Source organism: Streptomyces sp. NPDC002057 (assembly GCF_040296665.1).
Taxonomy (GTDB): Bacteria; Actinomycetota; Actinomycetes; order Streptomycetales; family Streptomycetaceae; genus Streptomyces.
Genome location: NZ_JBEOXR010000019.1, coordinates 101,307 through 125,620 on the forward strand (window position 1 = coordinate 101,307; position 24,314 = coordinate 125,620).

The window sequence follows — 24,314 nt, forward strand, 5'->3', positions numbered from 1 at the left end:
CCTTGTGGTCCGGCTCACTGCCGCCCGTCCGTGTCCCGTCGACCGCCCGTCCGTGTCCTGTTCCGCGGGCCGGCCGCCCGGACCCACCGACCCCCGGCCGCCCGGACCCATCGACCGCCGACCGCCGGTCCGCGGTCGCCCCGTCGGCCGATGGACCGATGGACCGACCGCGGACCGGCGCTACGGATTCGCGGTGCAGCCGTCGTCGCCGTTCGCGAGCAGGCCGCAGGCCTTCGCGGCCGCGCCGGAGTCGACGGCGACCATCGACGTGTACGCGTCGGTCTCCGCCGTCGTGTCGGCGTCCGGGGCGACGGTGGCGCGCCGCACCGTCTCCCCGGCCTCCACGGTCACGGTGTCCCCGGGGGCCGCGCCGGTGATCCGGGCCCAGGCGGCCGCACAGGTGTCGCTGTAGCGGACCTCGACCCGGGCGGTGCCCACGCGGGCGAGGGCGACGGTGGTCGCGAGGGCGCCGCCGCACCCCATCGCCTCCGGGTCCTGGCCTGCGCAGTCGGCCCCCGCGCATTTCACCCCGGCGGGAAGGCTGGTGCGCGGCGTGGAGGGCGGGGCGGCGGTGGTGGGCGGGGCGGCCACGGGGTCGCCCCCACCGTCCGAGCCGCCCAGATCGACCAGGAGCAGGGCGGCGGTGACGACGAGCAGGGCGCCGAGGACGCCGGCGGCGTAGAGCAGAACCGATGTGCGGCGCGAGCCGGGGGCCCGGGACGGGGACTCGGCGGAGGTACGGGGCGGGGCGGGGGTACGGGGCGCGGGTACGGCGGAGTCGGAGGCCGGAGGCACCTCCGGGCGGGGCCGGTCGAGGCGCCGGATCTCCATGGTGCGGTCGTCACCGGGACCGGGACCGGTACCGGAACCGGAACCGAGGGCGGGACCGGAACCGAGGGCGGGAGCGGGAGTGCCGCCCTCCCCCCAGGCGGTGGGACCCTCCCCCGAGGCGGCGGCGCCCTTGCCAGGAGCGGTGGAGCCCTTCCCCGGCGCGGCGTCACCCCCCGCCCCCTGCGCCGGCGCGGTGGAGCGGGCCCAGGCGCGCTCCGCGCGCTCCCAGTCGGTCGCGAGGACGGCGGGGTCGCTTCCGGTCACCTCCGCGAGGGCGACGACGGCGCCCCGGGGCGCGGGGAGGCGCGCGTTCAGATACCGGTCCCACGCGGCCCGTTCGTGTCCGGTGCGTTCGGCGACGGCCGTGACACCGAGGCCGCTGCGGTCGACGAGACGACGGAGGCGCTCCGTGAACGCGCGGACGTCCGGGTCGAGTTCGTCCGGCAGCGCCTTCCAGCCAGGCATGTGCGGCCCCCTTGTCCCCTGCCTCCCGCGGCGCCCGTGTCTCCCGCGGATCCCCTGCTTCCCCGAAGGATGGCAGGTCCGGGGGCGATACGCGCCCCGGATGCGGAGCCGAGGTACCGGAATGGTCACTTCCGTGCCACAGCGCGCTGACGGACCTTGTCCCCGCATTGGCACGTACATGACCCTTGATCGCAGCGGCGCCCGCCCTCCCACGGGGGAGAGGGCGGGCGTCGCGCCTCGTGCGAGGCCTGTCCGGCCATGGGCGCCGGACCCGGCGGGAATGGCCGGACAGGCCCTAGGTCACCGTGAGGTGGAGGACGTCCTCCAGGAACGGGATCTTCAGCCAGGGGTCCGGCTGCACCATGAGCGCGAGCAGCACGATCAGGCCACCCATGACCCCGTACGTGATCATGTCCGTGAAGCGGGAGCGGACGGCCAGCATGCCCACGGAGGGCAGCACCCGGCGCATCACGGCCCCCACGAGGAGCGCGATCCCGACCAGGACGACCCCGATCCGGAAGGCCTGTGGGAACGGATCCGTCCCCACCACGAGCAGGCCGAGCCCGGCGAGTCCGAGCACGGTGAGCAGCGGCCACTGGCGGGCGGGCGCGGGGGCGTCACCGGGGGCCGCCCGGCCGCCGCCCTCGGGGCGCGCGGTGCTGGTCGTGACGGTGGGCGGCCGGCGCCGGGGACCGCCGACCGAGGTACCGGTGGAGCCGTCGGCGGCACCGGCCGAGGTCGCCGCAGCGGCGTCCGCGGACTCCGCGTTCCCGGCGGCCACCGCGTTCCCGGCGGCCTCGGCGTTCTCGACGGTCTCGGCGGCCTCGGCGTTCTTCGTCCCCGTCACGTCCACCCCATCCTTGACGTCCGTCACGTCCTTCACGTCCGTCACATCGGTCCTCTCCGCCCCGTCCGACCCTCCGAACCTCCCAGGGGTCCCGGGGGCCCCGGAGGCCTCAGGGGTCCCGGAGGTCACGTCAGAGCGCCGCGGCCGCGCGCTCGGCGGCCTCGACGACGTTGACGAGGAGCTGGGCGCGGGTCATCGGGCCGACGCCGCCGGGGTTCGGGGAGATCCAGCCGGCCACCTCGGCGACACCGGGGTGCACGTCGCCGACGATCTTGCCCTCGCCGTTGCGCGAGACGCCGACGTCGAGAACGGCCGCGCCCGGCTTCACGTCCTCGGGCTTGATCAGGTGCGGCACACCGGCCGCCGCGACGATGATGTCGGCGTTGCGCAGGTGGGCGGAGAGGTCGCGGGTGCCGGTGTGGCACTGGGTCACGGTGGCGTTCTCGGAGCGGCGGGTGAGCAGCAGCGGCATCGTGCGCCCGATGGTGACACCGCGTCCGACGACCACGACCTCGGCGCCGTTGATCTCGACGCCGTGACGGCGGAGCAGCGTGATGACGCCGTTCGGCGTGCAGGGCAGCGGGGCGGGCTCGTTCAGGACGAGCCGGCCGAGGTTGGTCGGGTGCAGACCGTCCGCGTCCTTGGCCGGGTCCATCAGCTCCAGGATGCGGTTCTCGTCGATGCCCTTGGGCAGCGGGAGCTGGACGATGTACCCGGTGCAGGCGGGGTCCTCGTTGAGCTCCCGTACGACCGCCTCGATCTCCTCCTGGGTGGCGGTGGCGGGCAGCGTGCGCTGGATCGAGGCGAGGCCGACCTCCGCGCAGTCGCGGTGCTTGCCGGCCACGTACTTCTGGCTGGCCGGGTCCTCGCCGACCAGGAGGGTGCCGAGTCCGGGCGTGACGCCCCGCTCCTTGAGGGCCGCCACACGGACGGTCAGATCGGACTTGATCGCGGCTGCGGTGGCCTTGCCATCGAGAATCTGGGCGCTCATGGAGACATCCTCCCGGATGACCCCCGCCTTGTTCCAATTCGCTCGTGCCGGGCGGCCGATCGCACCGAACAACAGGTTGCACTTGCACAACTCCGATGCGTATCGACTGGACAAAAAGTCGACGTTGCGACCACGATGATCGGCGAAGTACCGCGGAAAGTGCCGGGGGGAGTCCGCTCATTCACCGTGAAGAGTCCTCCGCGCGGGCCGCGTCGTCCCCGCACAGAGAAATTCACGGAGGAAACCCGCGATGAGCTTCGGTGACCCGAACAACCCCTACGGCCAGCCGCAGGGGCAGGGCCAGGGCCAGCAGCCCGGTTACGGCTACCCGCAGCAGGCCCCCCAGGGCGTGCCGCCGCAGCAGGGCTACGGCTACCCGGCGGCTCCGCCGGTCTCGCCGTACGGCGGGGGCGGCTACCCGGGCGTGGCCATGGAGATGCCCGGTGGGGTGAAGGCCGCGCGCGTGATGCTGTGGATCAGCGCCGCGTTCAACGTCATCGGCGGCCTCGCCGTGATCGGCATGTCCTTCGCGATCGACAGCGAGCTGGAGAAGTCCGGCGCCTCGTCCGCCGATGTCGACGCCTTCGCCGACCTGGGCCAGGGCATCCTGATCGGCCTCGGCATCTTCTCGCTGATCTTCGCCGCCGTCGGCATGTTCCTCGCCGCCAAGTTCCGCTCCGGCGGCAACGGCATCCGGGTCGGCACCATCGTCTACTCCTCGATCAGCGTGCTGTTCAGCCTCTTCTCGCTGCCCCTCGGCATCGTGGGCCTCGCCCTGGCCGTCCTGGTCATCGTCTTCGTGGCGAAGTCGGACGGCTCGGCCTGGTTCAACCGCAACAAGCAGCAGTACTGATCCACGCACGGCGACGGGCCCGGCTCCAGGGGGAGCCGGGCCCTTCGCCGTGCGCGCCGCGTCACACCCGCTTGAGGACGGCGAACCCCTCCGAGCGGTGGGTGATCTCGTACCGCGCCTCCGGATGCAGTTGCGAAGCCAGCTGCGCCGGGTCCGTGACCTGCTGCGACCAGCCGCGCAGGTCGAAGGCGAGGTAGTCCGGGGTGGCGCCCTTCGACGTGCCCACCCAGTAGACCCGGTGGTCCGCCGTGAGGTGGGCGAGGAGCGAGACGTCCGCCTCCACGCTGACGCCCTCCGGCACCGCGTCCACCGCCGCCCGCGCCTGCTCGGTCCGGGCGTCCGTCCGGTACGTCTCCGGCTTCGTCAGCTCCCGCAGCGGCAGGTTCGCGGCGAGGACCAGCGCGACCGCCGTCGCGACCGGCACGACGACCTTCCCGTACGAGGCGAGCCAGGCCTGCGGCGAGGTGCGCACGGCGCGGACGCCGTCCACGAGCGCGAGGAAGACCACCGGCATCAGGATCGCGCTGTAGTGCCAGTGCATGCCCCAGTGGTTGGGGTCCTGGGAGAGGAAGCGCCAGCCGAGGGTGGGCAGGACGAGCAGGATCAGCGGGGAGCGCAGGGCGAGGAAGCCGGTGACGGCGAGCAGGTAGAACACCATCTCCCACCGCTCGCCCGAGGCGAGGGCGTCGCCGATGACCTGCCCGAAGGAGGTCTCGGCGCCCTGGCCGGTCTTCTCGATCTTGGACCAGTAGTCGTACTGGCCGACCCGGCTCGCCGCCGGGATCAGGACGAGGACCGTCAGGGCGAAGGCCGCCGCGCCGAAGGCGGCCAGGGCGGCGCCGAGCCGCTTCTGGCCCTTCAGGAAGAGGACCACGCCGACCATGGAGACGGTCAGGCCCATGTCCTCCTTGACCAGGACGAGCGGGGCGGACCAGGCGACGGCCGCCGTCCAGCGTCCGAGGAGGAGGGCCCGGCAGGTCAGGGCGAGCAGCGGGACGGCGAAGGCGATCTCGTGGAAGTCGGACTTGACCGCCTCCTGGAGCCCCCAGGAGAGCCCGTACGCGACGGCGAGACCGAGGCCGGCGGCCCGGCTGCCGAGGATCTGCTGGGTGGTGCGGCCGACGACGACGGCGCCGGAGGCGAAGAGCGCGGCCTGGGCGAAGAGCAGGGAGACCGGCGAGGACCAGATCCAGTACAGCGGCGCGAGGAGCGCGGTCACCGGGCTGAAGTGGTCGCCGAGTATGTGGAAGCCGGGGCCCTTGATGTCGACGACGGGGGCCCGGAACTCCGCGTACGCCCTGACCGACTGCCCGAAGATCCCGAGGTCCCAGGACGGGGTGCGGAACTGGCTGTACTGCACCCAGGAGTAGAGGAAGTACAGGCCGCACAGGACGGCGGCGAGGATCAGGTACGGGCGGAGCGGGGCCGGCGGGAGACCGTCCGGCGCCTCGGTGCCGGCCGCGCCCGGAGCGCCGGTGACGGCCTCCTCGGCGGACCGGTTCTGTACGTCCAACACCACGCCCCCACTACCAGTGGTCGACAAAAGAGCAACCCATTAGACCAGAGACCACCCGATCGGCGGATCGATCACGGAGCGGCGCCCTGCGGCCCCCGGAGCGGGACGGGGCAGGGAAAAGGGGCGGCCCGCCGCTCCTGGCGGGCCGCCCCCTGTTCACACCGCTCAGTGGAAGAAGTGGCGCGTCCCCGTGAAGTACATCGTGACGCCCGCGTTCTTCGCGGCCTCGACCACCAGCTCGTCACGCATCGAGCCGCCCGGCTGCACGACCGCCTTCACACCGGCCGCGGTGAGGATCTCCAGGCCGTCCGGGAAGGGGAAGAAGGCGTCCGAGGCCGCGTAGGCGCCGCGCGCCCGCTCCTCGCCCGCCCGCTCGACGGCGAGCTTCGCGGAGTCGACGCGGTTGACCTGGCCCATGCCGACGCCGACCGAGGCGCCGTCCTTGGAGAGCAGGATCGCGTTGGACTTGACCGCGCGGCAGGCCTTCCAGGCGAAGGCGAGCTCGGCGAGCTCCTCCGCGGACAGGGCGTCACCGGTCGCCAGGGTCCAGTTCGCCGGGTCGTCGCCCTCGGCCTGGAGGCGGTCGGTGACCTGGAGGAGCGCTCCGCCGTCGATCGGCTTGACCTCGACCGGGTTGGCCGGGGCGCCCTCGGCGCGCAGGACGCGGATGTTCTTCTTCTTGGCGAGGACCTCGACGGCGCCGTCCTCGTACGCCGGGGCGACGATGACCTCGGTGAAGATCTCCGCGACCTGCTCGGCCAGCTCGACCGAGACCGGGCGGTTGACGGCGATGACGCCGCCGAACGCGGACAGCGGGTCGCAGGCGTGGGCCTTGCGGTGGGCCTCGGCGACGTCGGCGCCGATCGCGATGCCGCACGGGTTGGCGTGCTTGATGATCGCGACGCAGGGCTCGGTGTGGTCGTACGCGGCCCGGCGCGCGGCGTCGGTGTCCGTGTAGTTGTTGTACGACATCTCCTTGCCGTGCAGCTGCTCGGCCTCGGCGAGGCCGCCCGTGCCGTCGACGTACAGCGCGGCACCCTGGTGGGGGTTCTCGCCGTAGCGCAGGACGTTGTTCCGCTCGTACGTGGCGCCCAGGAAGTCCGGGAAGCCGCTGTCGTCGGCGGCGGCGTAGTCGTCGGCGAACCAGGAGGCCACGGCCACGTCGTACGCGGCGGTGTGCTGGAAGGCCTCGGCGGCGAGCCGCTTGCGGGCGGTCAGGTCGAAGCCGCCGGCCTGGACGGCGGCGAGCACGTCGGCGTACCGCTCGGGGCTGGTGACGATCGCCACGGACGGGTGGTTCTTGGCGGCGGCGCGGACCATCGACGGGCCGCCGATGTCGATCTGCTCGACGCACTCGTCCGGGGTGGCCCCCGAGGCGACCGTCTCGCGGAACGGGTAGAGGTTCACGACGACCAGGTCGAAGGGCTCCACGCCCAGCTCGGCGAGCTGCTCGCGGTGCGACTCCAGGCGCAGGTCGGCGAGGATGCCGGCGTGCACGCGCGGGTGAAGGGTCTTGACCCGGCCGTCCAGGCACTCGGGGAAGCCGGTCAGCTCCTCGACCTTGGTGACCGGCACCCCGGCGGCGGCGATCCTCCCGGCCGTGGAGCCGGTGGAGACGAGCTCGACACCGGCCTCGTGCAGACCGCGGGCCAGCTCCTCCAGACCCGTCTTGTCGTAGACGCTGACCAGCGCGCGGCGGATGGGCTTAACGGTGTCCGTGTTCACCGACATGAACCTTTCGTCCCTCAATGCGATAGCCGTGCCGGGCGAGGCGCCCCACGACGTCGACGAGCAGCGAGCGCTCGACTTCCTTGATGCGCTCGTGGAGAGCGGCTTCATCGTCCTCGTCCCGCACCTCGACCACGCCCTGGGCGATGATCGGGCCGGTGTCGACACCGTCGTCGACGAAGTGGACGGTGCACCCGGTGACCTTCGCGCCGTAGGCGAGGGCGTCACGCACCCCGTGGGCACCGGGAAAACTGGGCAGCAGCGCCGGGTGGGTGTTGACGACCCGGCCGCCGAAGCGGGCGAGGAACTCCTTGCCGACGATCTTCATGAAACCGGCCGAGACGACGAGGTCCGGCTCGTAGGCGGCGGTGGCCCCGGCCAGCGCGCGGTCCCACTCCTCGCGGCTCGCGTGGTCCTTCACCCTGCACACGAAGGTCGGCAGCCCGGCGCGCTCGGCGCGCTCCAGACCGGCGATCCCGTCGCGGTCGGCGCCGACCGCGACGATCTCCGCGCCGTACCCCTCGGGGTCCGCGGCGATACCGTCGAGGAGGGCCTGCAGGTTGGTACCGGAACCGGAGACCAGGACGACGAGGCGGGCGGCAGCCACTGGGTCACTCTTTCCGTGGTGTTTGTACGGTCGTACGAACGAATCGTGCCGCTCGATACGGGGAACCCTACGAATGGCTCGACCGTCAGCAACGATACCGGCACACCGGACGGCCCCCACGGGACGGGGGCGGAGCAGGGCGGTAGCGTCAGGGTCCGACGCCTGACGATCAGCAGACGATCAGCGACAGCGGCGGACGAGACAGCAGCGGAGACCACGGGTGCGGCCGTGGTCGTGACGACAGAGGGAAGACGTTCAGCAGATGCCGGAACGCCAGTCCACGGACGACAACAACCCGTTCGCGCCGCCGCCCGAGGGCAGGCCGGACCAGCCGTGGCAGCCGCGGCGACCGGAGGGCTCGGACGACGAACCGTCCGGGACCCCGGACTCGTCCGACGGCCGCTGGAGCCCACGCCAGCCGGGCCCCTCGAACGACGGCTTCGGCCGGGGGCCCGAGCGCCAGGGCAAGCCGGAGGGCGGCGGCGGCCAGGGCGGCGGCGGCCGCCAGGGGCTCCGCTGGGACCCGACGGACCCGGCGCAGCGGCGGGCGCGGTACGCGATCCTCGCGGGCATGTGGGCCTTCTTCTTCGCCATCTTCGAGATCCCGGAACTGGCGCTGCTGCTCGGCGCCCTGGGCCTCTACTGGGCGATCAGCTCGCTGCGCGCCAAGCCGAAGGCCGCGGCGGAGCTGTCGTCGACATCACAGCCGGAGACCCCGGCGGCGTCTCAGCCCTCGGGACAGCCCGCCGGACAGCCCACGGGCCGGCCGTCGGGTCAGGGTGCCACGGCGGCCCCGCTCCGCTCGATGCGGACGGCCGCCATCAGCGGTCTGGTCGCGGCGAGCGTCGCCCTGCTGATCGTCGCGGTGGGCTTCACCATGCAGCTCGTCTACAGCGACTTCTACGAGTGCCGCGACGACGCCCTCACCCACGCGGGCCAGCTGGCCTGCAACGACCTGCTGCCGAAGCCGCTCCGCGCGGGGTTCGGGGTCCGGGAGTAGCGGCGCCCGCGGGCCCTAGTCGCGGGGAGGCGGCTGCGGCTCCCAGGCGGCCGGGAGGTAGTCGTACGGCTCGAAGGCGGAGTCGCCGAACGGGTCGCCGGACATCGGCTCCCCGGGCGCCGAGACGTCCGGGGAGGACGGGGCGACGAGCCCGGACGGCGCCGGGGCATCGGGGCCCGACGGGGCGACGGACCCGGTCGCGGGTGCGGCACCGGCCCCGGGCGCGGGTCCCGAGGCGGGTGCGCGTCCCGAGGCGGGTGCGCGTCCCGGGGTGGCGCCGGCCCCCTGCACCGCCGTCAGCCCGGCCCTCGGTCCCGTCCCGGCCCTCGGTCCCGTCCCGGCCCTCGATCCCGTCCCGGGCGTCGGCCCGGCCCCGGGCGCGAACGCCGAGCCCTTGCGGGAGGCGGCCCCGGCCGCCGGCACCCGCTTCGAGCGAGGGACCCGCCGACCCCAGGCCCGTACACCCAGGGACACCGGCACCCCGACACACACGCCCCACAGGACCGTCGCCGCGCCCGCCTGCCACCACACCGGGCCGAACGCGGAGAGCCGGCCGGTGCCGAGCGGACCGCCCGCCGCGCCCGCGAGGACGGCGACGGCCGCCCCGCACCCCCAGGCCGCGCCGAGCGCCGTGAGCGCCGTGTCCCGGGCCGCCCAGGTCCGCGCCGAGCGGCCCACCCGCCCTCCCTGGAGCACGGCGGCGGCCAGCGGGACCGCCACGACCGCCCAGTGGACCCAGGTGCCGCGCCCTTCGCCGGGCAGCGCGGCGAGCAGCGGGAAGTGCGGCACGGCCGGGTCACCGGCGAGGCCGAGGGGTGTCGCGAGCGCGCCCGTACCGAGGGTGAAGCCCGGTCCCAGCCCGTACGCCGCTCCCCAGACGGCCGCGTTCGGCAGCAGGGCCAGGACGAGGAGCAGCACCGTCACCCGTCCGGACCACTCCCCCGCGAGACCCGTGTACGCGGACTGCGCCTCGGCCGCGTGCCAGGCCAGCGAGACCGCCGCGGCGACCGCGCCGCCGCCGAGCAGCGTGACGAGGCCCAGCCCCGCCGCGCGCAGGGCGGCGACCGCCTGGCGCTGTCCGGGCAGCGGGCGGCCGAGCGCCGTCCAGACCCCTGCCCCGGCCGCGCCCACGACCACGGCGGGCAGCCAGAGTCCGGCGGCGAGGAGGTCGGCGGGCAGCGGGCCGCTCCGGCTGTAGACCACGACCGCCGCCGCGACCAGCAGGTATCCCCCGGCCACCGCGGCGACGGCGCCGCCCGCGGAGGGGCGCGGCCGGTCGTTGTCGTCGCCCGGGTCGAGGGTGTCGCGGGCGGCCCGGTGGACGAGCCAGACGGGCAGGGCGACGAGGAGCAGCGGGACGATGCCGAGGGGGGCGGACAGGCCGGACAGGGTGTCCGTACGGACGAGGTCCACGCCGTGGGCGAGCAGCCAGAGCCCGGCGGCCAGGTGGAAGGCGCCGGCCGGTCCGCTGTCGGGGTACGGGGAGCTGATCCAGACCGCGATCACCAGGACCGCGAGGGCGCCGAGACCGAGTCCGGCGGCGACCCCGCCACGGACGCAGGCGGTGGCGAGCGCGGCGGTCCGGCCGCCCTTGACCAGGGGGTGATCGGTCACATGGGTCACGGGGTCATGCTCCCAACGACACGCGCTTTTGCCGCGTAACAGGCAAACCTCCGTTGTGTCGCTCAAGATACGTTTATGTACTTTTCCGCCCAGAGCAGCTCTGCGGGAGGTCGACACCGATGAGCCGGAGCACCGCGGATTCCGCATCCTCCGTCACCCTGCCGACCCCGAAGGAGCGGCGCAGGTTGCGTGAGGCCCTCGCCCTGAGCGAGGAGCAGGTCGCCGAGGCCATGGGCGTCACGAAGGCCACGGTCAAGTCGTGGGAGACCGGGCGCTCGGCGCCCAGGGGCCGCAAACGCGAGGCGTACGCGAGGCTGCTCGGCCTGTACGAGCGGGCCGCCGGCGACGAGCGGTCTCCCGTACGGCCGGAGGCACAGGCCCGACCGGAGGCCCAGGCCCAACCGCAGGCGCAGGCACACGCGCAGGCGCACGCGCAGCCACCGGTCGGGGCGCGGGAGCAGGAGCAGGCCCGGCCCCAGCCGCTCTCGCCGTCACCGGCTCAGTCGCCGACGCCTTCACCCGTTCGGACGCAGCCGCAGCCACAGACGGCGAGCGTCCGGCCCCGGGCGGCCGCCAAGCGGGCCGCCAAGCCGCCGAAGGCGCCCACCCCGACCCCGGCCATCGCGTCCGGCCCCGGCCGCAGGGGCGCCCCGAGGCCGCAGGAGCGGCTGAAACCGGTGCCGGCCGAGACCCCGGAACCGGCGGCGGTCCCCGCGGTGCCCGGCCTCACCCCGGAGGAGGCCTTCGACGCGCTGTACGCGCACGCCGCGCCCGGCCTCGTCCACCAGACCTATCTGCTGACGGGTCGCCGGCGGCTCTCCCGCGAGGCCGTCGAGCACGCCTTCCACCACGCCTGGGAACACTGGCCCGAGGTCGCCGTCGACGCGGACCCGGTGGGCTGGGTACGCGCGACCGCCTACGAGTACGCGCTCTCGCCCTGGCACCGGCTGCGCCGCGCCCACAAGCACCCCGACGCCCCTCCCGCGGAGGCGCACCGGCGGGCACTGCTCACCGCACTCCTCGACCTGCCCGCGCCGTACCGCCGCACCGTCCTGCTCTACGACGGGCTCGGCCTCGACCTGCCGGAGACGGCGGCCGAGACCGAGGCGAGCACCCCCGCCGCCGCCAACCGGCTGCTGCACGCCCGCACCGTCCTCGGGCAGCGGGTGCCCGAACTCGCCGAACCGGAGACGCTGCACCAGCGCCTGGGCGAGCTGGTCACTGAGGCCCCGTCGGCGACCCTCCCGGCGGCCCGTACGGTACGGGCCGGCAGCGAACGCCGGACCCGCAAGTGGACCCGCGCGGTCCTCGGCGTCACGGCGGGGCTCCTCGTCGTCACGGGCTTCACGGCGGCGACCGCCCCCACCCGGTACATCCCGGTGAACGCCCCCGGCGAGACCGTCAACGGCGTCCCGGTGCGCGGCGGCCCGCAGAAGCTCCGCCCGGAGGACGTGGAGCTCCGCGACAGGCTGCGCTCCGAGCCGAACCCGGGCCCGGAACGGCTGGTCCCGGCCGCCGAGTGACCCGCGCACGCGAGTGGGCCCCGCCCCCGCCCGGTTTCCCGGGAGGAGGCGGGGCCCACTCGTGTCACGACGTGTGCGGTCAGCCCACGAGGTGGTGTCAGCCGGCCAGGATGGCGCGCGCCAGCTTGGCCGTCTCGGTCGGCGTCTTGCCGACCTTGACGCCCGCGGCCTCGAGGGCCTCCTTCTTCGCCTGGGCGGTGCCGGAGGAACCGGAGACGATGGCGCCGGCGTGGCCCATGGTCTTGCCCTCGGGCGCGGTGAAGCCCGCGACGTAGCCGACGACCGGCTTGGTGACGTTGGCCTTGATGAAGTCGGCCGCACGCTCCTCGGCGTCGCCGCCGATCTCACCGATCATGACGATCAGGTCGGTGTCGGGGTCCGCCTCGAACGCCGCGAGGGCGTCGATGTGCGTGGTGCCGATGACCGGGTCGCCACCGATGCCGACGGCGGACGAGAAGCCGATGTCACGGAGCTCGTACATCATCTGGTACGTCAGCGTGCCGGACTTCGAGACCAGGCCGATGCGGCCCGGCTTCGTGATGTCGCCCGGGATGATGCCGGCGTTGGACTGGCCCGGGGTGATGAGACCGGGGCAGTTCGGGCCGATGATCCGGGTCTTGTTGCCCTTCGCCTGCGCGTACGCCCAGAAGGCGGCGGAGTCGTGGACGGCGATGCCCTCGGTGATGACGACGGCCAGCGGGATCTCGGCGTCGATCGCCTCGACCACGGCGGCCTTCGCGAAGGCCGGCGGCACGAAGAGGACCGAGACGTCGGCGCCGGTCTCCTTCATCGCCTCGGCGACGGAGCCGAAGACCGGGACCTCGGTGCCGTCGAAGTCGACGGTCGTGCCGGCCTTGCGCGGGTTCACGCCACCGACGATGTTGGTGCCGTCACCCAGCATGAGCTTGGTGTGCTTCATGCCCGTGGCACCGGTCATGCCCTGGACGATGACCTTGCTGTCCTTGGTCAGGAGGATAGCCATGGTGTTCTGACCTCGTCCCTTACTTCGCAGCCGCGAGCTCGGCGGCCTTGTCGGCCGCGCCGTCCATGGTGTCCACGCGCTGCACGAGCGGGTGGTTCGCGTCCGACAGGATCTTGCGACCCAGCTCCGCGTTGTTGCCGTCGAGGCGCACGACCAGCGGCTTGGTGACCTCTTCGCCCTTCGAGGCGAGGAGCTCCAGGGCCTGGACGATGCCGTTGGCGACCTCGTCACAGGCGGTGATGCCACCGAAGACGTTGACGAACACGGACTTGACGTCCGGGTCGCCCAGGATGATCTCCAGGCCGTTCGCCATGACCTCGGCGGAGGCGCCGCCGCCGATGTCGAGGAAGTTGGCCGGCTTCACGCCGCCGTGGTTCTCACCGGCGTACGCGACGACGTCCAGGGTCGACATGACCAGACCGGCACCGTTACCGATGATGCCGACCTCGCCCTCGAGCTTGACGTAGTTGAGGTTCTTGGCCTTGGCGGCAGCCTCGAGCGGGTTGGCTGCGGCCTTGTCCTCGAGAGCCTCGTGGTCGGGCTGACGGAAGTCGGCGTTCTCGTCGAGAGACACCTTGCCGTCCAGGGCCAGGATGCGGCCGTCCTTGGTCTTCACCAGCGGGTTGACCTCGACGAGGAGCGCGTCCTCGGCGACGAAGGTCTTCCACAGGGTCACCAGGGCCTCGGCGACACCCTCGGCCACGTCGGCCGGGAACTTCGCGAGGGCCACGATCTCGCGGGCCTTCTCGATGCTCACGCCGTCGACGGCGTTGACCGGGACCTTCGCGAGGGCCTCGGGGGTCTTCTCCGCGACCTCCTCGATGTCCATGCCGCCCTGCACCGAGGCCATGGCCAGGAAGGTGCGGTTGGTGCGGTCGAGGAGGTACGAGACGTAGTACTCCGCCTCGATCTCCGGGGACAGCTCGGCGATCATCACCTTGTGGACCGTGTGGCCCTTGATGTCCATCCCGAGGATGTCCGTCGCGCGGGCGACGGCCTCGTCCGCGTCGCCGGCCAGCTTGACGCCGCCGGCCTTGCCGCGGCCACCGACCTTCACCTGGGCCTTGACGACGGACTTGCCGCCGAGGCGCTCGGTCGCGGCGCGCGCGGCCTCAGGCGTGTCGATGACTTCACCGGCCAGCACCGGTACTCCGTGCTTGGCGAAGAGATCCCTCGCCTGGTACTCGAACAGGTCCACGCGCGTCCGTCCCTTTTCTGATGATCGCGGTTCGTTGTCTGCGTGGGCGTGCCGCGATGGGCAACGTGACTGCTCTGTCACAAGGGAGGCGTACACGGTGACCGTGACGCGGCATGTCCGTCTCGCAGGTTATCGCCGAGGGACGTGGGTCCCTAAATCGCAGATCACAACCGAGCGGTGATACGGGTCACAGATCGTAGGGGCGAGGGGGCCGTCCGTAGGGGTGCGGGGGCGGGGACATGCGGCGGTCACGACAGGCGGGGCTTGGCCTCCCGCCCCCTCACGGCACGCCGGACGCGCAGGTGAGGGGCGTCCGGACACGTGTGTGATATGGAACTCAGTCGGCCCCGGACACCCGTGAGAGTGGCCCCGCGACGACGGATTCCGTACCCGCGGGCGGGGCGACGGGCGGGGCGGCCGGTCGGCGTCACTCCGCGGGTATCGGCAGGGGGCGCTTCTCCAGGGCGGCCGCCATGACCTCCGGGAACAGGTCGGGCGTGCAGGCGAAGGCCGGCGCGCCGAGCGCGGCGAGCGCCGCCGCGTGGTCGCGGTCGTAGGCCGGCGTGCCCTCGTCGGAGAGGGCGAGGAGCGCCACGAACTGGACGCCGGAGGCCTTCATCGCCGCGACCCGCTTCAGCATCTCGTCGCGGATGCCCCCCTCGTACAGGTCGCTGACGAGCACGACGACGGTCTCCGCGGGCCGGGTGATCCTCGCCTGGCAGTAGGCGAGGGCGCGGTTGATGTCGGTGCCGCCGCCGAGCCGGGTGCCGAAGAGGACGTCGACGGGGTCGTCGATCCGGTCCGTCAGATCGACGACGGCGGTGTCGAAGACGACGAGCCGGGTGGCGATCGACCGCATGGAGGCGAGCACCGCGCCGAACACGGAGGCGTACACGACGGACGCGGCCATGGAGCCCGACTGGTCGACGCAGAGCACCACCTCCTTCCGTACCGCCCGCGAGGCACGCCCGTGGCCGATCAGCCGCTCGGGGACGACCGTGCCGTGCTCGGGCAGGTAGTTCTTGAGGTTGGCGCGGATCGTGCGGTCCCAGTCGATGTCCCGGTGGCGGGGCCTGCTGATCCGGGCGGAGCGGTCGAGCGCGCCGGTGAGGGTGGCGCGGGTGCGGGTGGCGAGGCGCTTCTCCAGGTCGTCGACGACCTTGCGCACCACGGCCCGCGCGGTCTCCCTGGTCGTCTCGGGCATCGCCTTGTGGAGGGAGAGCAGGGTGCCGACGAGATGCACGTCGGCCTCGACGGCCTCCAGCATCTCCGGCTCCAGGAGGAGCGTGGCGAGACCGAGGCGGTCGATCGCGTCGCGCTGCATGACCTGGACGACGGAGCTGGGGAAGTACGTGCGGATGTCGCCGAGCCAGCGGGCGACGGAGGGCGCGGAGGCGCCGAGCCCGGCCGAGCGGTCCCGGCCGGTGCGGTCGCCGTCCCGGCCCGCGCCGCCGTAGAGCGCGGTGAGGGCCCCGTCCATGCCGGCGTCGGTGCCGCTGAGCACCCGCCCGGTGCCGTCGGCCTCCCCGCCGCCCAGAACGAGCCGCCACCGCCGCATCCGCTCGTCACCACCCGCCCGGGAGCCGGTGTCGACGGTGGCGCGGGGGCTCGCTCCGGCGGTCGCACCGGGACTCCGGTCGGCACTGGCGCTGGGACCGGTGGGCAGGTCGGTGCTCGTACCGGCGCTCCTGTCCGCGCTCGCGTCGGTGGTCGCGCGGGGGCTCCGTGCGGCGGCGCTCGTGTCCGTGGTCATGCCGTGGCCTCCGTGCCGAGGACGAGGTGGAGGAGCGGAAGCACGGCGTCCGCCCGCTCCCGGTCGAGCGTGGCGGCGAAGCCGGGGACGCCCGCGGAGGAGTCCGGGGGGCCGCCCGCCCCGGGCCCCCGGGCGAGCAGCTCGCCCAGGGTGCGGCGTACGCCCGGCTCGTAACCGGAGAAGGTGCGGCGCAGCAGCGGCAGGACATCGCTGAACGCCTCGGCCGGAACGCCGGTGAGCCAGCCGTCGACCAAGCCGAGGAGCCGCGCGTCGTGGACCAGGAGCAGTCCGCCCCCGGAGGCCCCGCCGACGAAGCCCTCGACCCAGGCGGCGGCGTCGGGCGGTGGGGTGCCGGGGGAGAGCGCGCGACTCATGAGGAGGGCGGCCTCCTCGTCGGCGATCCGTCCCTCGTCCAGGAGGAGCCGGGCGGCCCGGCCCCGGAGGACGCCCGGTGTCCGGTCGTGGTCGGCGAGCCGGCGCAGGACGCCCGCCCAGCGCTCGGCCGGCCCGGCCGCTCCGGGCAGCAGGCCGATCGCCCGGTGCACCTCGTCGACCCGCTCGCGCATGGCGGCGGCCGCCTCGGTGGCGAGTCCGGCGCAGGCGGGCGGCAGGCCGACGCAGATCCGTTCGGCGAGGCCCGCGGCGACCTCGGCGAGCGCCGCCGTGTCGGTGCCGCGGACGTCGCCGTAGCGCAGGGAGCGGGCGAGAGCCGGAAGGGCCTGGGCGAGGTGGCCGACGTCGGTGTCGAGCGCGGCGCGGTCGGCGAGCGCCCGCATGACGACGGGGAGCGCCTCGCCGAGCCCGGCGAGGAGGCACTGCTCGGCGAGCGCGGTGATGTCGGCGAGGGCCGTGGCCCCCAGCGCCCGGGAGCGGGCCCTGGCGGTGGCGGCGGCCTCGACGGTGGTGCCCCAGACCCCGGCCTCGGCCACCTGGACGTGCAGCTCGGGCTCCCAGCGCAGCCGCCAGGTCTCGCGGAAGGTGCCGGTGCCGGCGCGGCCGGCGGCCGGTTCGCCCCAGTGGACGCCGAGGAGCCGCAGCCGGTGCAGGAGCCGGCTGCGCTCGCCGTCCATGTCCTTGCGGAGGTCGAGTTCGAGAGCGCGCTCCGTGGCCTCGGGTTTCAGGCGCAGGGTGCGCCGGCGGCGGCTCAGATCGCGTTGGAGGGGTACGGCGGGGGCGTCGGCCGGCACCTCGCCGAGGACGTCGCCGACGACGAGCCGGTCCCGGACGAGGTCGAGCGGCACGTCGGAGCCCTCGCAGAGGACGGCGCGGACGGCGTCGGTCGTCTCGTCGAGGCCGGGGAGCGGCCTTCCGCGCAGGGCGGCCAGCGTCTCGGCGAGCCGGACGGCCTCGATGACATGGGCGGGAGAGACGAGGTGGTCCTCCGCCCTGAGGAGTCCGGCGACCTTGGTCATCCAGCGCTCGACGGGCCGGTCGGGGGCGGCGAAGAGGTGTCCGTACCAGCCGGGCGCGTCGATTCCGGCGCCGTATCCCGAGCGGCGGGCGAGCCTGCGGTGGGTCCACGGGACCCAGGTCATCTCGGTCTTCACCTTGGGCAGGCCCTTGAGGAGGGCCCGGTCGGCGGCGACGGTCGTCTTCCGGGTGAGGGCGGGGACGTGCCAGGCGCCGCAGACGACGGCGACGGCGTCGCCGAACTCCTTGCGGGCGGCGCGGAGCCGGAGCCGCATGTACGCCTCGCGGACGAGGTCGCGGGGGTGGCCGCCGTGCCCGTACGCCTCGCGGAGGGCGCCCATGGCCTCGGCGAGGGCCTCGAAGGGGGCGGTGGGGTCGCCGTCGCCGCGGAGTTCGACGACGTCCTCCCACCAGCGCTCGGCGTCCTCGTACCCGGCGGCCCTGGCGAGTTCGGCGATCGGGTCGATCCGGAGCCCGTCCCCGGGGGCCGCTTCCTCCCCGTCGTCCCAGGTGGGGTCGGAGGCGGCGAGGGTGTGGGCGGCGGGCAGGTCGACGAACCGGACGGCGGCGCCCCGGTCGAGGGCCCAGCGGATCGCGACCCACTCGGGCGAGAACTCCGCCATCGGCCAGAACGCGGCCCGCCCGGGGTCGTCCACGGCGTGGGCGAGCAGCGCGACCGGCGGCCGCATGTCGGGGTCCCCGGCGAGCGCCACAAGGGCGTCGGCCTCGGCGGGTCCTTCGACGAGGACCGCGGCGGGCCGCTCCGCCTCCAGCGCGGCCCGCACCCCGCGCGCCGACCCGGGGCCGTGGTGCCGCACCCCGAGCAGCAGCGGCCCGCCACCGGTACGTGCCGCACGCCGCGCCTCGGGGCGCGCGGCGGGTTGCCCGGGGGTGTGCTCGGTGGTGTGCCCAGAGGTGTGGCCGGTGGTGTGCGCTTCGGGGCGTGCGTCGGCGCGTGAGCCGGTCCGCGCGGCGGGGCTCGCGGACGCGGGGGTGGAAGGGGACGGGCAGGCGGACATGGCCACGGGCGTGGGTGTCATGCACTCACCTCGCGGCAGGCGCGGTAGAAGTCCTTCCAGCCGTCTCTCTCCCGGACCACCGTCTCCAGGTACTCCTGCCACACGACCCGGTCGGCCGCCGGGTCGCGGACGACCGCGCCGAGGATGCCCGCCGCGATGTCCCCGGGGCGCAGGACGCCGTCGCCGAAGTGGGCGGCGAGGGCGAGCCCGCCCGTGACGACGGAGATCGCCTCGGCCGTGGAGAGCGTCCCCGAGGGGGACTTGATCCTCGTCCGTCCGTCGGTGGTGACCCCGTCCCGCAGCTCGCGGAAGACGGTGACGACCCGCCGGATCTCGTCGACCCCGTCCGGGACGGCCGGCAGTTCGAGGGAGCGTCCGAGCTGCTCGACGCGGCGGGTGACGATGTCGACCTCGGCCTCGGGGCTCGCGGGCAGGGGCAGGACCACCGTGTTGAAGCGGCGGCGCAGCGCGCTGGAGAGTTCGTTGACTCCGCGGTCGCGGTCGTTGGCCGTGGCGATCAGGTTGAAGCCGGGGACGGCCTGCACCTCCTGGCCCAGCTCGGGGACGGGGAGGGTCTTCTCGGACAGGATCGTGATGAGCGTGTCCTGCACGTCGGCGGGGATGCGGGTGAGCTCCTCGACCCGGGCCGTCAGGCCCTGCGACATCGCCCGCATCACGGGGCTGGGCACGAGGGCTTCCCTGCTGGGACCGTGGGCGAGGAGCCGGGCGTAGTTCCAGCCGTACCGGACGGCCTCCTCGGGGGTTCCCGCGGTGCCCTGGACGAGGAGGGTGGAGTCCCCGCTGACGGCGGCGGCGAGGTGCTCGGAGACCCAGGTCTTGGCGGTTCCGGGCACGCCGAGGAGGAGCAGCGCCCGGTCGGTGGCGAGGGTGGTGACGGCGACTTCCACGATGCGGCGCGGTCCCACGTACTTGGGGGTGATCACCGTCCCGTCGGGGAGGGTGCCGCCGAGGAGGTAGGTGGCGACGGCCCACGGCGAGAGGCGCCAGCGGGCGGGTCGGGGCCGGTCGTCGGCGACGGCGAGCGCGGCGAGTTCGTCGGCGAAGGCGTGCTCCGCGTGCGGCCGCAGGACCTCGGTGGCGGCCTGCGGACGCCCCGGTCCGGTGTCCGTCTCGACACCGGAGCCGGGCTGCGCGATGGTTTCGGGCACGGGCATGGATCCCCCTCCAGATCGTTCGACCTGCTGTGCGATCCACCGTGCACCATGCCACTGACAATCGGATGTCACCGCTGGTCAGGGCCGGTTGGAAAGCTGAGGAGGGGTCAGTCCCCGGAGGGGGCGAGGGTGGTCGGCCTTCGCCCCGGAGGAGCGGAGGCCGGTCCCCCGGAGGAGCGGAGGCCGGCCCCCGGACGGGGCGAGGGTGGTCGGTCCTCGCCCCGGCGGAGCGCAGGTCAGCCGACGACCGGGGAGACGGCGACGCAGCCGCCCGCCATCGCCTGCTCGGCCTTGGCCTCCTTGATGACCTTGCCCTGGTAGATGACCTTGCAGGTGAGGTCGGCGGGGGTGAGGGAGACGGGCATGACGGCCGGCGGCATGATGCCCTTCAGCTTCACCGTCTTCTTCCACGGCGTGGCCGGCTTCTGCTCCGACTCGACCTTCGGTGCCATCGCGGTGCCGTCACCGGCGTGGTAGCCGATGGACTCGACTCCCGTGCCGGTGACTTCATAGGTGACCTCGTAGGACTCGGTCACGGACTTGTCGACCTGGTCGACGGCCTTCTCGGCGGCCTCCGAGCAGGCGCCGAGGCCGAGCGCGAGGCCGGCGACGGCGAGGGCCGAGACGGCGGTGCGGACGGTGCGCTTCATGGGGTTCCCCCTGGACGCGTGATGCGGATCGATTGGTCCCGGCAGGCAATCGTAAAGAGATGGTAAAGTCAAATTCCCTCCGATCGTCCCGCGCCCCCGAACTCCCCAGGCCAGGGGCGTTGTCAGTGGCGGCGTCTACCGTCGGTGACATGAATGCCATGGGGGTCTTCGGGACGGCTGAGCAGGTGCTGGCACTCGCTCCTGACGAGGCCTCACGCAGAGCGGGGAGCAGGCTCGGCGCCGCCGGGCCGTGGTCGTGCACGGGCCGCGGCGACGGAGCCGTCTGGGGGCTGTGCAAGGGCAGCGGCACCCGGCCGTACCGGACGGTCGTCGACACCACCGGTCCGGCGTACTCGTGCGACTGCCCCAGCCGGAAGTTCCCCTGCAAGCACGCGCTCGGCCTGCTGCTGCTCCAGGCCTTGGACGGAGCGGCGATCGAGGAGTCCGCCGCGCCCGACTGGGCCGGATCCTGGCTCACCGCGCGACGCGCTCGCCCCGGGAGTACGGCCCCGACCGCCGAGAGCGCCTCCGCCGGGGGCCCGGCGGACCCCGAGGCGGCGCGCCGCAGGGCCGAGCGGAGAGCCGCCCGGATCACCTCGGGCGCCGAGGAGCTGGAGCAGCGCCTCGGCGACCTGCTGCGTAGCGGCCTGGCGTCGGCCGAGCGGTCGGGGTACGGCCTGTGGGAGGAGACGGCAGCCCGCATGGTCGACGCCCAGGCGCCGGGACTCGCGGGCCGGGTACGGGAGTTGGGGGCGATACCGGGCTCGGGGCCCGGCTGGCCGGTGCGGCTCCTGGAGGAGTGCGCGCTCACCCACCTCCTCGACCGCGCCTGGCTCACCGCCGACCGGCTGCCCCTGCCCTTCGCCACGACCGTGCGGAGCCGGATCGGCCTCACGGTCCCGGTCGACGGCGTCCCCGTGCGCGACCACTGGCTCGTCCTCGCGCAGTACGACGCGGCCGACGCCCGGCTGACCACCCGGCGCATCTGGCTGCACGGCACGACGAGCGGGCGCACGGCGCTCGTGCTGTCCTACGGCGCGGCGGGCCGCGCTCCCCAACTGGCGCTCCCCGTCGGCGCGGTGCTCGACGGCGAACTGACCCCGCACGCGGGCTCCGGCCGGCTGCGGGCCGAGCCGGGCGAGCGGTTCGTCCCGGTCGCCGGTCCCGCCGCCCCGCCACCGGGCGGCCCGGTGGGCGCGGCCCTCGACGCGTACGGCCGGGCGCTCGGCGAGGACCCGTGGCTGGACTCCTGGCCCGTGACGCTGAGCGGCGTCCTCCCCACGCGCGCGGAGTACGGCTGGCAACTCGCCGACGCGGACGGCCGGGAGGCCCTGCCGCTGACGCCCGCCGCCCAGTCGCGGCCCGGACTCTGGCGCCTCGTCGCCCTGTCCGGCGGGACGCCGGTGACGGTCTTCGGGGAGTGCGGGCACCGGGGCTTCACCCCGCTCGCCGCCTGGTCACCGGAGACGCCGGGAGAGACCGTCCCGCTCGTATGACACCCGCCGACCGCCGACCGCCCGCCCGGAGGACCTCGATGGAGACGGACATGACGACGCCGACCGGCACCGCGCCGACGACCGGCACCCCGCTGAAGGCCGCCTCCGGGACGGCTGCCGAGGACGGCACGGACGGCCTCCGGGAGAAGGACACCCGGGGGAACCGCGCCCGGAACGACGACACCCGGGAGGACGGCCGCTGGGAGGAGCTCGTCACCTCGGCGCTGCTCGGTACGGACCGGCGGACACCGGCCGCTCTCGCCGGGACGGCCGGCGCGGACGTGCCGGGCGCCCTGCTCGACGCAGCCGCGCTGCACACCGTACGACGCAGGGCGGGGCTGCGGCCCGGCCCCGCCGCACCGCCGCCGGAGCCCGCGCCCGAGGACCCGCGCACGCCGCTGCCCGAGGCGGCCCGGCGGCGGCTCGACCAACTCCTCGCCGGCCGCGCCGCGCCCTCGCCCGCCGGGCGGCGCGGCGCCGCTCCCGACCTCGCCGAACTGCTCCCGCAGTGGCTGGCCCTGGCCAACCGGCACGGGTACAAGGCTCCGCCCGCCACCCTGCCCGCCCTCCTCGACGCGGCCCGGGCCCGCACCGATCTGCGGCCCCAGGCGCTTCGGCTGGCCGGTCCGCGCGGCCTGTGGCTGGCCCGGCTGAACCCCGAGTGGAGGTTCGCCCTCCGGGGTGCGGGGTCGGGCGGCTCCCTCCCGACCCCCGGGGACCGGGAAGGGGTGCGGGCCCTGTGGGACGAGGGCCTGTTCGCCGAGCGGGTCGCCCTGCTCGCCTCCGTGCGCGCCGAGGACCCGGCGGCCGGACTCGCCCTCCTCGCGTCGACCTGGTCCGTCGAGCGGGCGGAGGACCGGCTGATGTTCGTGGACTCGCTGCGCGGCGGACTCTCCGGCGCGGACGAGGAGTTCCTGGAGGCGGCCCTCGGCGACCGCAGCCGCAACGTCCGCGCCACCGCCGCCGAGCTGCTCTCCGCCCTGCCCGCCTCGGCGCTCGCGGGACGGATGGCCGGCCGGGCCGTCACCTGCGTCGGCCTCGACCGGACGGCGGAGTCGCCGACGATCGCCGTGGAGGCCCCGCACGAGTGCGACACGGCGATGCAGCGGGACGGCCTCTCGGCGACGCCGCCAGCGGGGCGGGGCGAGCGGTCCTGGTGGCTGGGCCAGCTCGTCGAGGCCGCACCGCTCTCCTGCTGGCCGCACAGGTTCGGGGGGCGCGGCCCGGAGGAGATCGTGGCGCTGCCGGTCGCCGACGACTGGCAGGCCGAACTGCACGCGGCCTGGTGCCGCGCGGCCGTCCGGCAGCGGGACGCGGACTGGTCGCGCGCGCTGCTCGGCTCCCCCGCGACACCGCCGGCGACGGGCCCCGGCACGTCCTCGCTGGCCGAGCGCGCCCAGCTCCTGTCGACGCTCTCCCCGGAGGAACGGGCCGGCTGGGTCGCCTCGTTCATCGCGGCCCACGGTCTGTCGGAGGCCTTCCAGCTGCTCGGCGTCTGCGAGGTGCCGTGGGCGGAGCCCCTCGGCGGGGCGGTGATCGACGCCCTCGACATCGCGCGGGACGCGGGCAGTTACCCCTGGAGCTTCAGCGGGGTGATGGGACTCGCGGAGCGCTGTCTCGCCCCGGAGGCGGCGGCGCGGCTGGAATCGCTGACGGCCCGACCGGACGAGGCGGAGGACTCCTCCCCCGGCGCGGGCGGCTACTGGTCCGAGGCCTTCCAGCGCCTGGTCTCGACGCTCCGCCTGCGGGCGGCACTACGCGCCGAACTCACGGACCCGCCGCCGCTGCTCATATCCCTGCCGTCCCCGTCGCCGTCCCCGTCCCCGTCGCCGACGCCCTGACCCCACGCCGCCCCTCTCCCACCAGGGACGCGCCCGGTCACCCCCCCCCACCGCCGAGGCGGACAGCCCCCTCACGACAACTCACGACGAGAAGGGCCCTCCCGCACGGGAGGGCCCCGAGAAAGAACCCGAAAGCGTGAGGCGCGGAACCGTCGGGAGGGGTTACGCCGCCACGCGGACGTTCGCGTTCACCCAGTCGACGATGGACGTCGTCGTCGCGCCCGGCGTGAAGATCTCCGCCACGCCCTTCTCCTTCAGCGGCGCGATGTCCGCCTCCGGGATGATGCCGCCGCCGAAGACCTTGATGTCCTCCGCGTCGCGGTCCTTGAGCAGCTCCAGGACCTTCACGAAGAGCGTGTTGTGCGCGCCCGAGAGGATCGAGAGGCCGATGGCGTCGGCGTCCTCCTGGATCGCCGTGTCGACGATCTGCTCGGGCGTCTGGTGGAGACCCGTGTAGATGACCTCCATACCGGCGTCGCGGAGTGCCCGCGCGATCACCTTGGCCCCGCGATCGTGGCCGTCGAGACCCGGCTTGGCAACCACCACGCGGATCGGACCGGTCACACCCATCACTGCCTCCACATGCGACCCCCGCGCCTGACGGCCGGGGAGGTGAACGAACGTTATCGCCAGCATCCCGCAAGCGCCCGTTTCGCGGTGGCGACCATGGGGGAAATCACACGTGGGACATGTTCGCTCTGCGCCGTTCCCCGCTTTCGGGCCCTCCTCCTGGGCCCACCAGCCGCAAGCGGGGCCCGGCGCACAGGGAGCCGAGACGAGGTCGCCGTGTCTCCGCGCCGCCGACC

The 24,314-nt window shown here is 74.3% G+C and carries 19 protein-coding genes; 5 read left to right on the top strand and 14 right to left on the bottom strand.

Going from position 1 to position 24,314, the window contains the following annotated elements:
* Positions 1–180: 180 nt before the first annotated feature.
* The 3 genes from ABT129_RS17515 to ABT129_RS17525 all read right to left on the bottom strand — a co-directional run bounded on the left by ABT129_RS17515 (position 181) and on the right by ABT129_RS17525 (position 3,134).
* Positions 181–1,296, bottom strand: coding sequence for a helix-turn-helix domain-containing protein (locus ABT129_RS17515; RefSeq protein WP_351901773.1), 1,116 nt, complete (start codon positions 1,294–1,296; stop codon positions 181–183).
* Positions 1,297–1,591: 295 nt separating this feature from the next.
* Positions 1,592–2,188: a DUF3017 domain-containing protein gene (locus tag ABT129_RS17520; RefSeq protein ID WP_351901775.1), complete on the bottom strand. Its 597-nt coding sequence runs from the start codon at positions 2,186–2,188 to the stop codon at positions 1,592–1,594.
* An 85-nt stretch (positions 2,189–2,273) separates the two neighbouring features.
* The gene (locus tag ABT129_RS17525) at positions 2,274–3,134 is read right to left on the bottom strand and encodes a bifunctional methylenetetrahydrofolate dehydrogenase/methenyltetrahydrofolate cyclohydrolase (RefSeq protein WP_351901777.1); all 861 of its coding nucleotides are present in this window, start codon (positions 3,132–3,134) and stop codon (positions 2,274–2,276) included.
* A gap of 250 nt (positions 3,135–3,384) precedes the next feature.
* Here ABT129_RS17525 and ABT129_RS17530 point away from each other — a divergent pair, with 250 nt between their 5' ends.
* On the top strand, positions 3,385–3,987 hold the full coding sequence (locus ABT129_RS17530) for a hypothetical protein (RefSeq protein ID WP_351901779.1): 603 nt from the start codon (positions 3,385–3,387) through the stop codon (positions 3,985–3,987).
* A 61-nt stretch (positions 3,988–4,048) separates the two neighbouring features.
* On the opposite strand, the gene ABT129_RS17535 is transcribed toward ABT129_RS17530, so the two are convergent.
* The 3 genes from ABT129_RS17535 to purN all read right to left on the bottom strand — a co-directional run bounded on the left by ABT129_RS17535 (position 4,049) and on the right by purN (position 7,838).
* Positions 4,049–5,503: a DUF2079 domain-containing protein gene (locus ABT129_RS17535; protein WP_351901805.1), complete on the bottom strand. Its 1,455-nt coding sequence runs from the start codon at positions 5,501–5,503 to the stop codon at positions 4,049–4,051.
* A gap of 165 nt (positions 5,504–5,668) precedes the next feature.
* Positions 5,669–7,234, bottom strand: coding sequence for a bifunctional phosphoribosylaminoimidazolecarboxamide formyltransferase/IMP cyclohydrolase (purH, locus tag ABT129_RS17540; protein ID WP_351901781.1), 1,566 nt, complete (start codon positions 7,232–7,234; stop codon positions 5,669–5,671).
* Complete coding sequence (gene purN / locus ABT129_RS17545) at positions 7,209–7,838, bottom strand: phosphoribosylglycinamide formyltransferase (RefSeq protein WP_351901783.1); 630 nt, start codon at positions 7,836–7,838, stop codon at positions 7,209–7,211. Before purN ends, purH begins: the two co-directional genes overlap by 26 nt.
* Before the next feature lie 262 nt (positions 7,839–8,100).
* On the opposite strand from purN, the gene ABT129_RS17550 reads away from it, so the two are divergent.
* Positions 8,101–8,838, top strand: coding sequence for a hypothetical protein (locus ABT129_RS17550; RefSeq protein ID WP_351901785.1), 738 nt, complete (start codon positions 8,101–8,103; stop codon positions 8,836–8,838).
* 15 nt (positions 8,839–8,853) lie between these two features.
* Here ABT129_RS17550 and ABT129_RS17555 read toward each other — a convergent pair whose 3' ends face one another.
* Positions 8,854–10,461: a cell division protein PerM gene (locus tag ABT129_RS17555; protein ID WP_351901787.1), complete on the bottom strand. Its 1,608-nt coding sequence runs from the start codon at positions 10,459–10,461 to the stop codon at positions 8,854–8,856.
* 119 nt (positions 10,462–10,580) lie between these two features.
* Here ABT129_RS17555 and ABT129_RS17560 point away from each other — a divergent pair, with 119 nt between their 5' ends.
* Positions 10,581–11,984 (top strand): helix-turn-helix domain-containing protein, encoded by a 1,404-nt coding sequence (locus ABT129_RS17560; RefSeq protein ID WP_351901789.1) that lies wholly within the window; start codon positions 10,581–10,583, stop codon positions 11,982–11,984.
* A gap of 97 nt (positions 11,985–12,081) precedes the next feature.
* Here the strand turns inward: ABT129_RS17560 and sucD are convergent, their stop codons facing one another.
* The 6 genes from sucD to ABT129_RS17590 form a co-directional block, all read right to left on the bottom strand.
* Positions 12,082–12,966 (bottom strand): succinate--CoA ligase subunit alpha, encoded by an 885-nt coding sequence (sucD, locus tag ABT129_RS17565; RefSeq protein WP_351901791.1) that lies wholly within the window; start codon positions 12,964–12,966, stop codon positions 12,082–12,084.
* A gap of 19 nt (positions 12,967–12,985) precedes the next feature.
* Entirely contained in the window at positions 12,986–14,164 is a 1,179-nt protein-coding gene (gene sucC, locus ABT129_RS17570) for an ADP-forming succinate--CoA ligase subunit beta (RefSeq protein WP_328943004.1), read from the bottom strand.
* Positions 14,165–14,591: 427 nt separating this feature from the next.
* Positions 14,592–15,722, bottom strand: coding sequence for a VWA domain-containing protein (locus ABT129_RS17575; RefSeq protein WP_351901807.1), 1,131 nt, complete (start codon positions 15,720–15,722; stop codon positions 14,592–14,594).
* 191 nt (positions 15,723–15,913) lie between these two features.
* Positions 15,914–18,367, bottom strand: a complete 2,454-nt coding sequence (locus ABT129_RS17580) for a DUF5682 family protein (protein WP_351901793.1) — start codon at positions 18,365–18,367, stop codon at positions 15,914–15,916.
* Positions 18,364–19,521: an ATP-binding protein gene (locus tag ABT129_RS17585; protein ID WP_351901795.1), complete on the bottom strand. Its 1,158-nt coding sequence runs from the start codon at positions 19,519–19,521 to the stop codon at positions 18,364–18,366. The genes ABT129_RS17580 and ABT129_RS17585 overlap by 4 nt, the downstream gene beginning before the upstream one ends.
* 236 nt (positions 19,522–19,757) lie before the next feature.
* Positions 19,758–20,171: a hypothetical protein gene (locus tag ABT129_RS17590; RefSeq protein WP_351901797.1), complete on the bottom strand. Its 414-nt coding sequence runs from the start codon at positions 20,169–20,171 to the stop codon at positions 19,758–19,760.
* 149 nt (positions 20,172–20,320) lie between these two features.
* On the opposite strand from ABT129_RS17590, the gene ABT129_RS17595 reads away from it, so the two are divergent.
* Positions 20,321–21,667 (top strand): SWIM zinc finger family protein, encoded by a 1,347-nt coding sequence (locus tag ABT129_RS17595; protein ID WP_351901799.1) that lies wholly within the window; start codon positions 20,321–20,323, stop codon positions 21,665–21,667.
* Between the two features lie 50 nt (positions 21,668–21,717).
* On the top strand, positions 21,718–23,508 hold the full coding sequence (locus ABT129_RS17600) for a DUF5691 domain-containing protein (protein ID WP_351901801.1): 1,791 nt from the start codon (positions 21,718–21,720) through the stop codon (positions 23,506–23,508).
* A gap of 162 nt (positions 23,509–23,670) precedes the next feature.
* Here ABT129_RS17600 and icmB read toward each other — a convergent pair whose 3' ends face one another.
* The gene (icmB, locus tag ABT129_RS17605) at positions 23,671–24,078 is read right to left on the bottom strand and encodes a coenzyme B12-dependent isobutyryl CoA mutase small subunit (protein ID WP_062752650.1); all 408 of its coding nucleotides are present in this window, start codon (positions 24,076–24,078) and stop codon (positions 23,671–23,673) included.
* Positions 24,079–24,314: the final 236 nt, after the last annotated feature.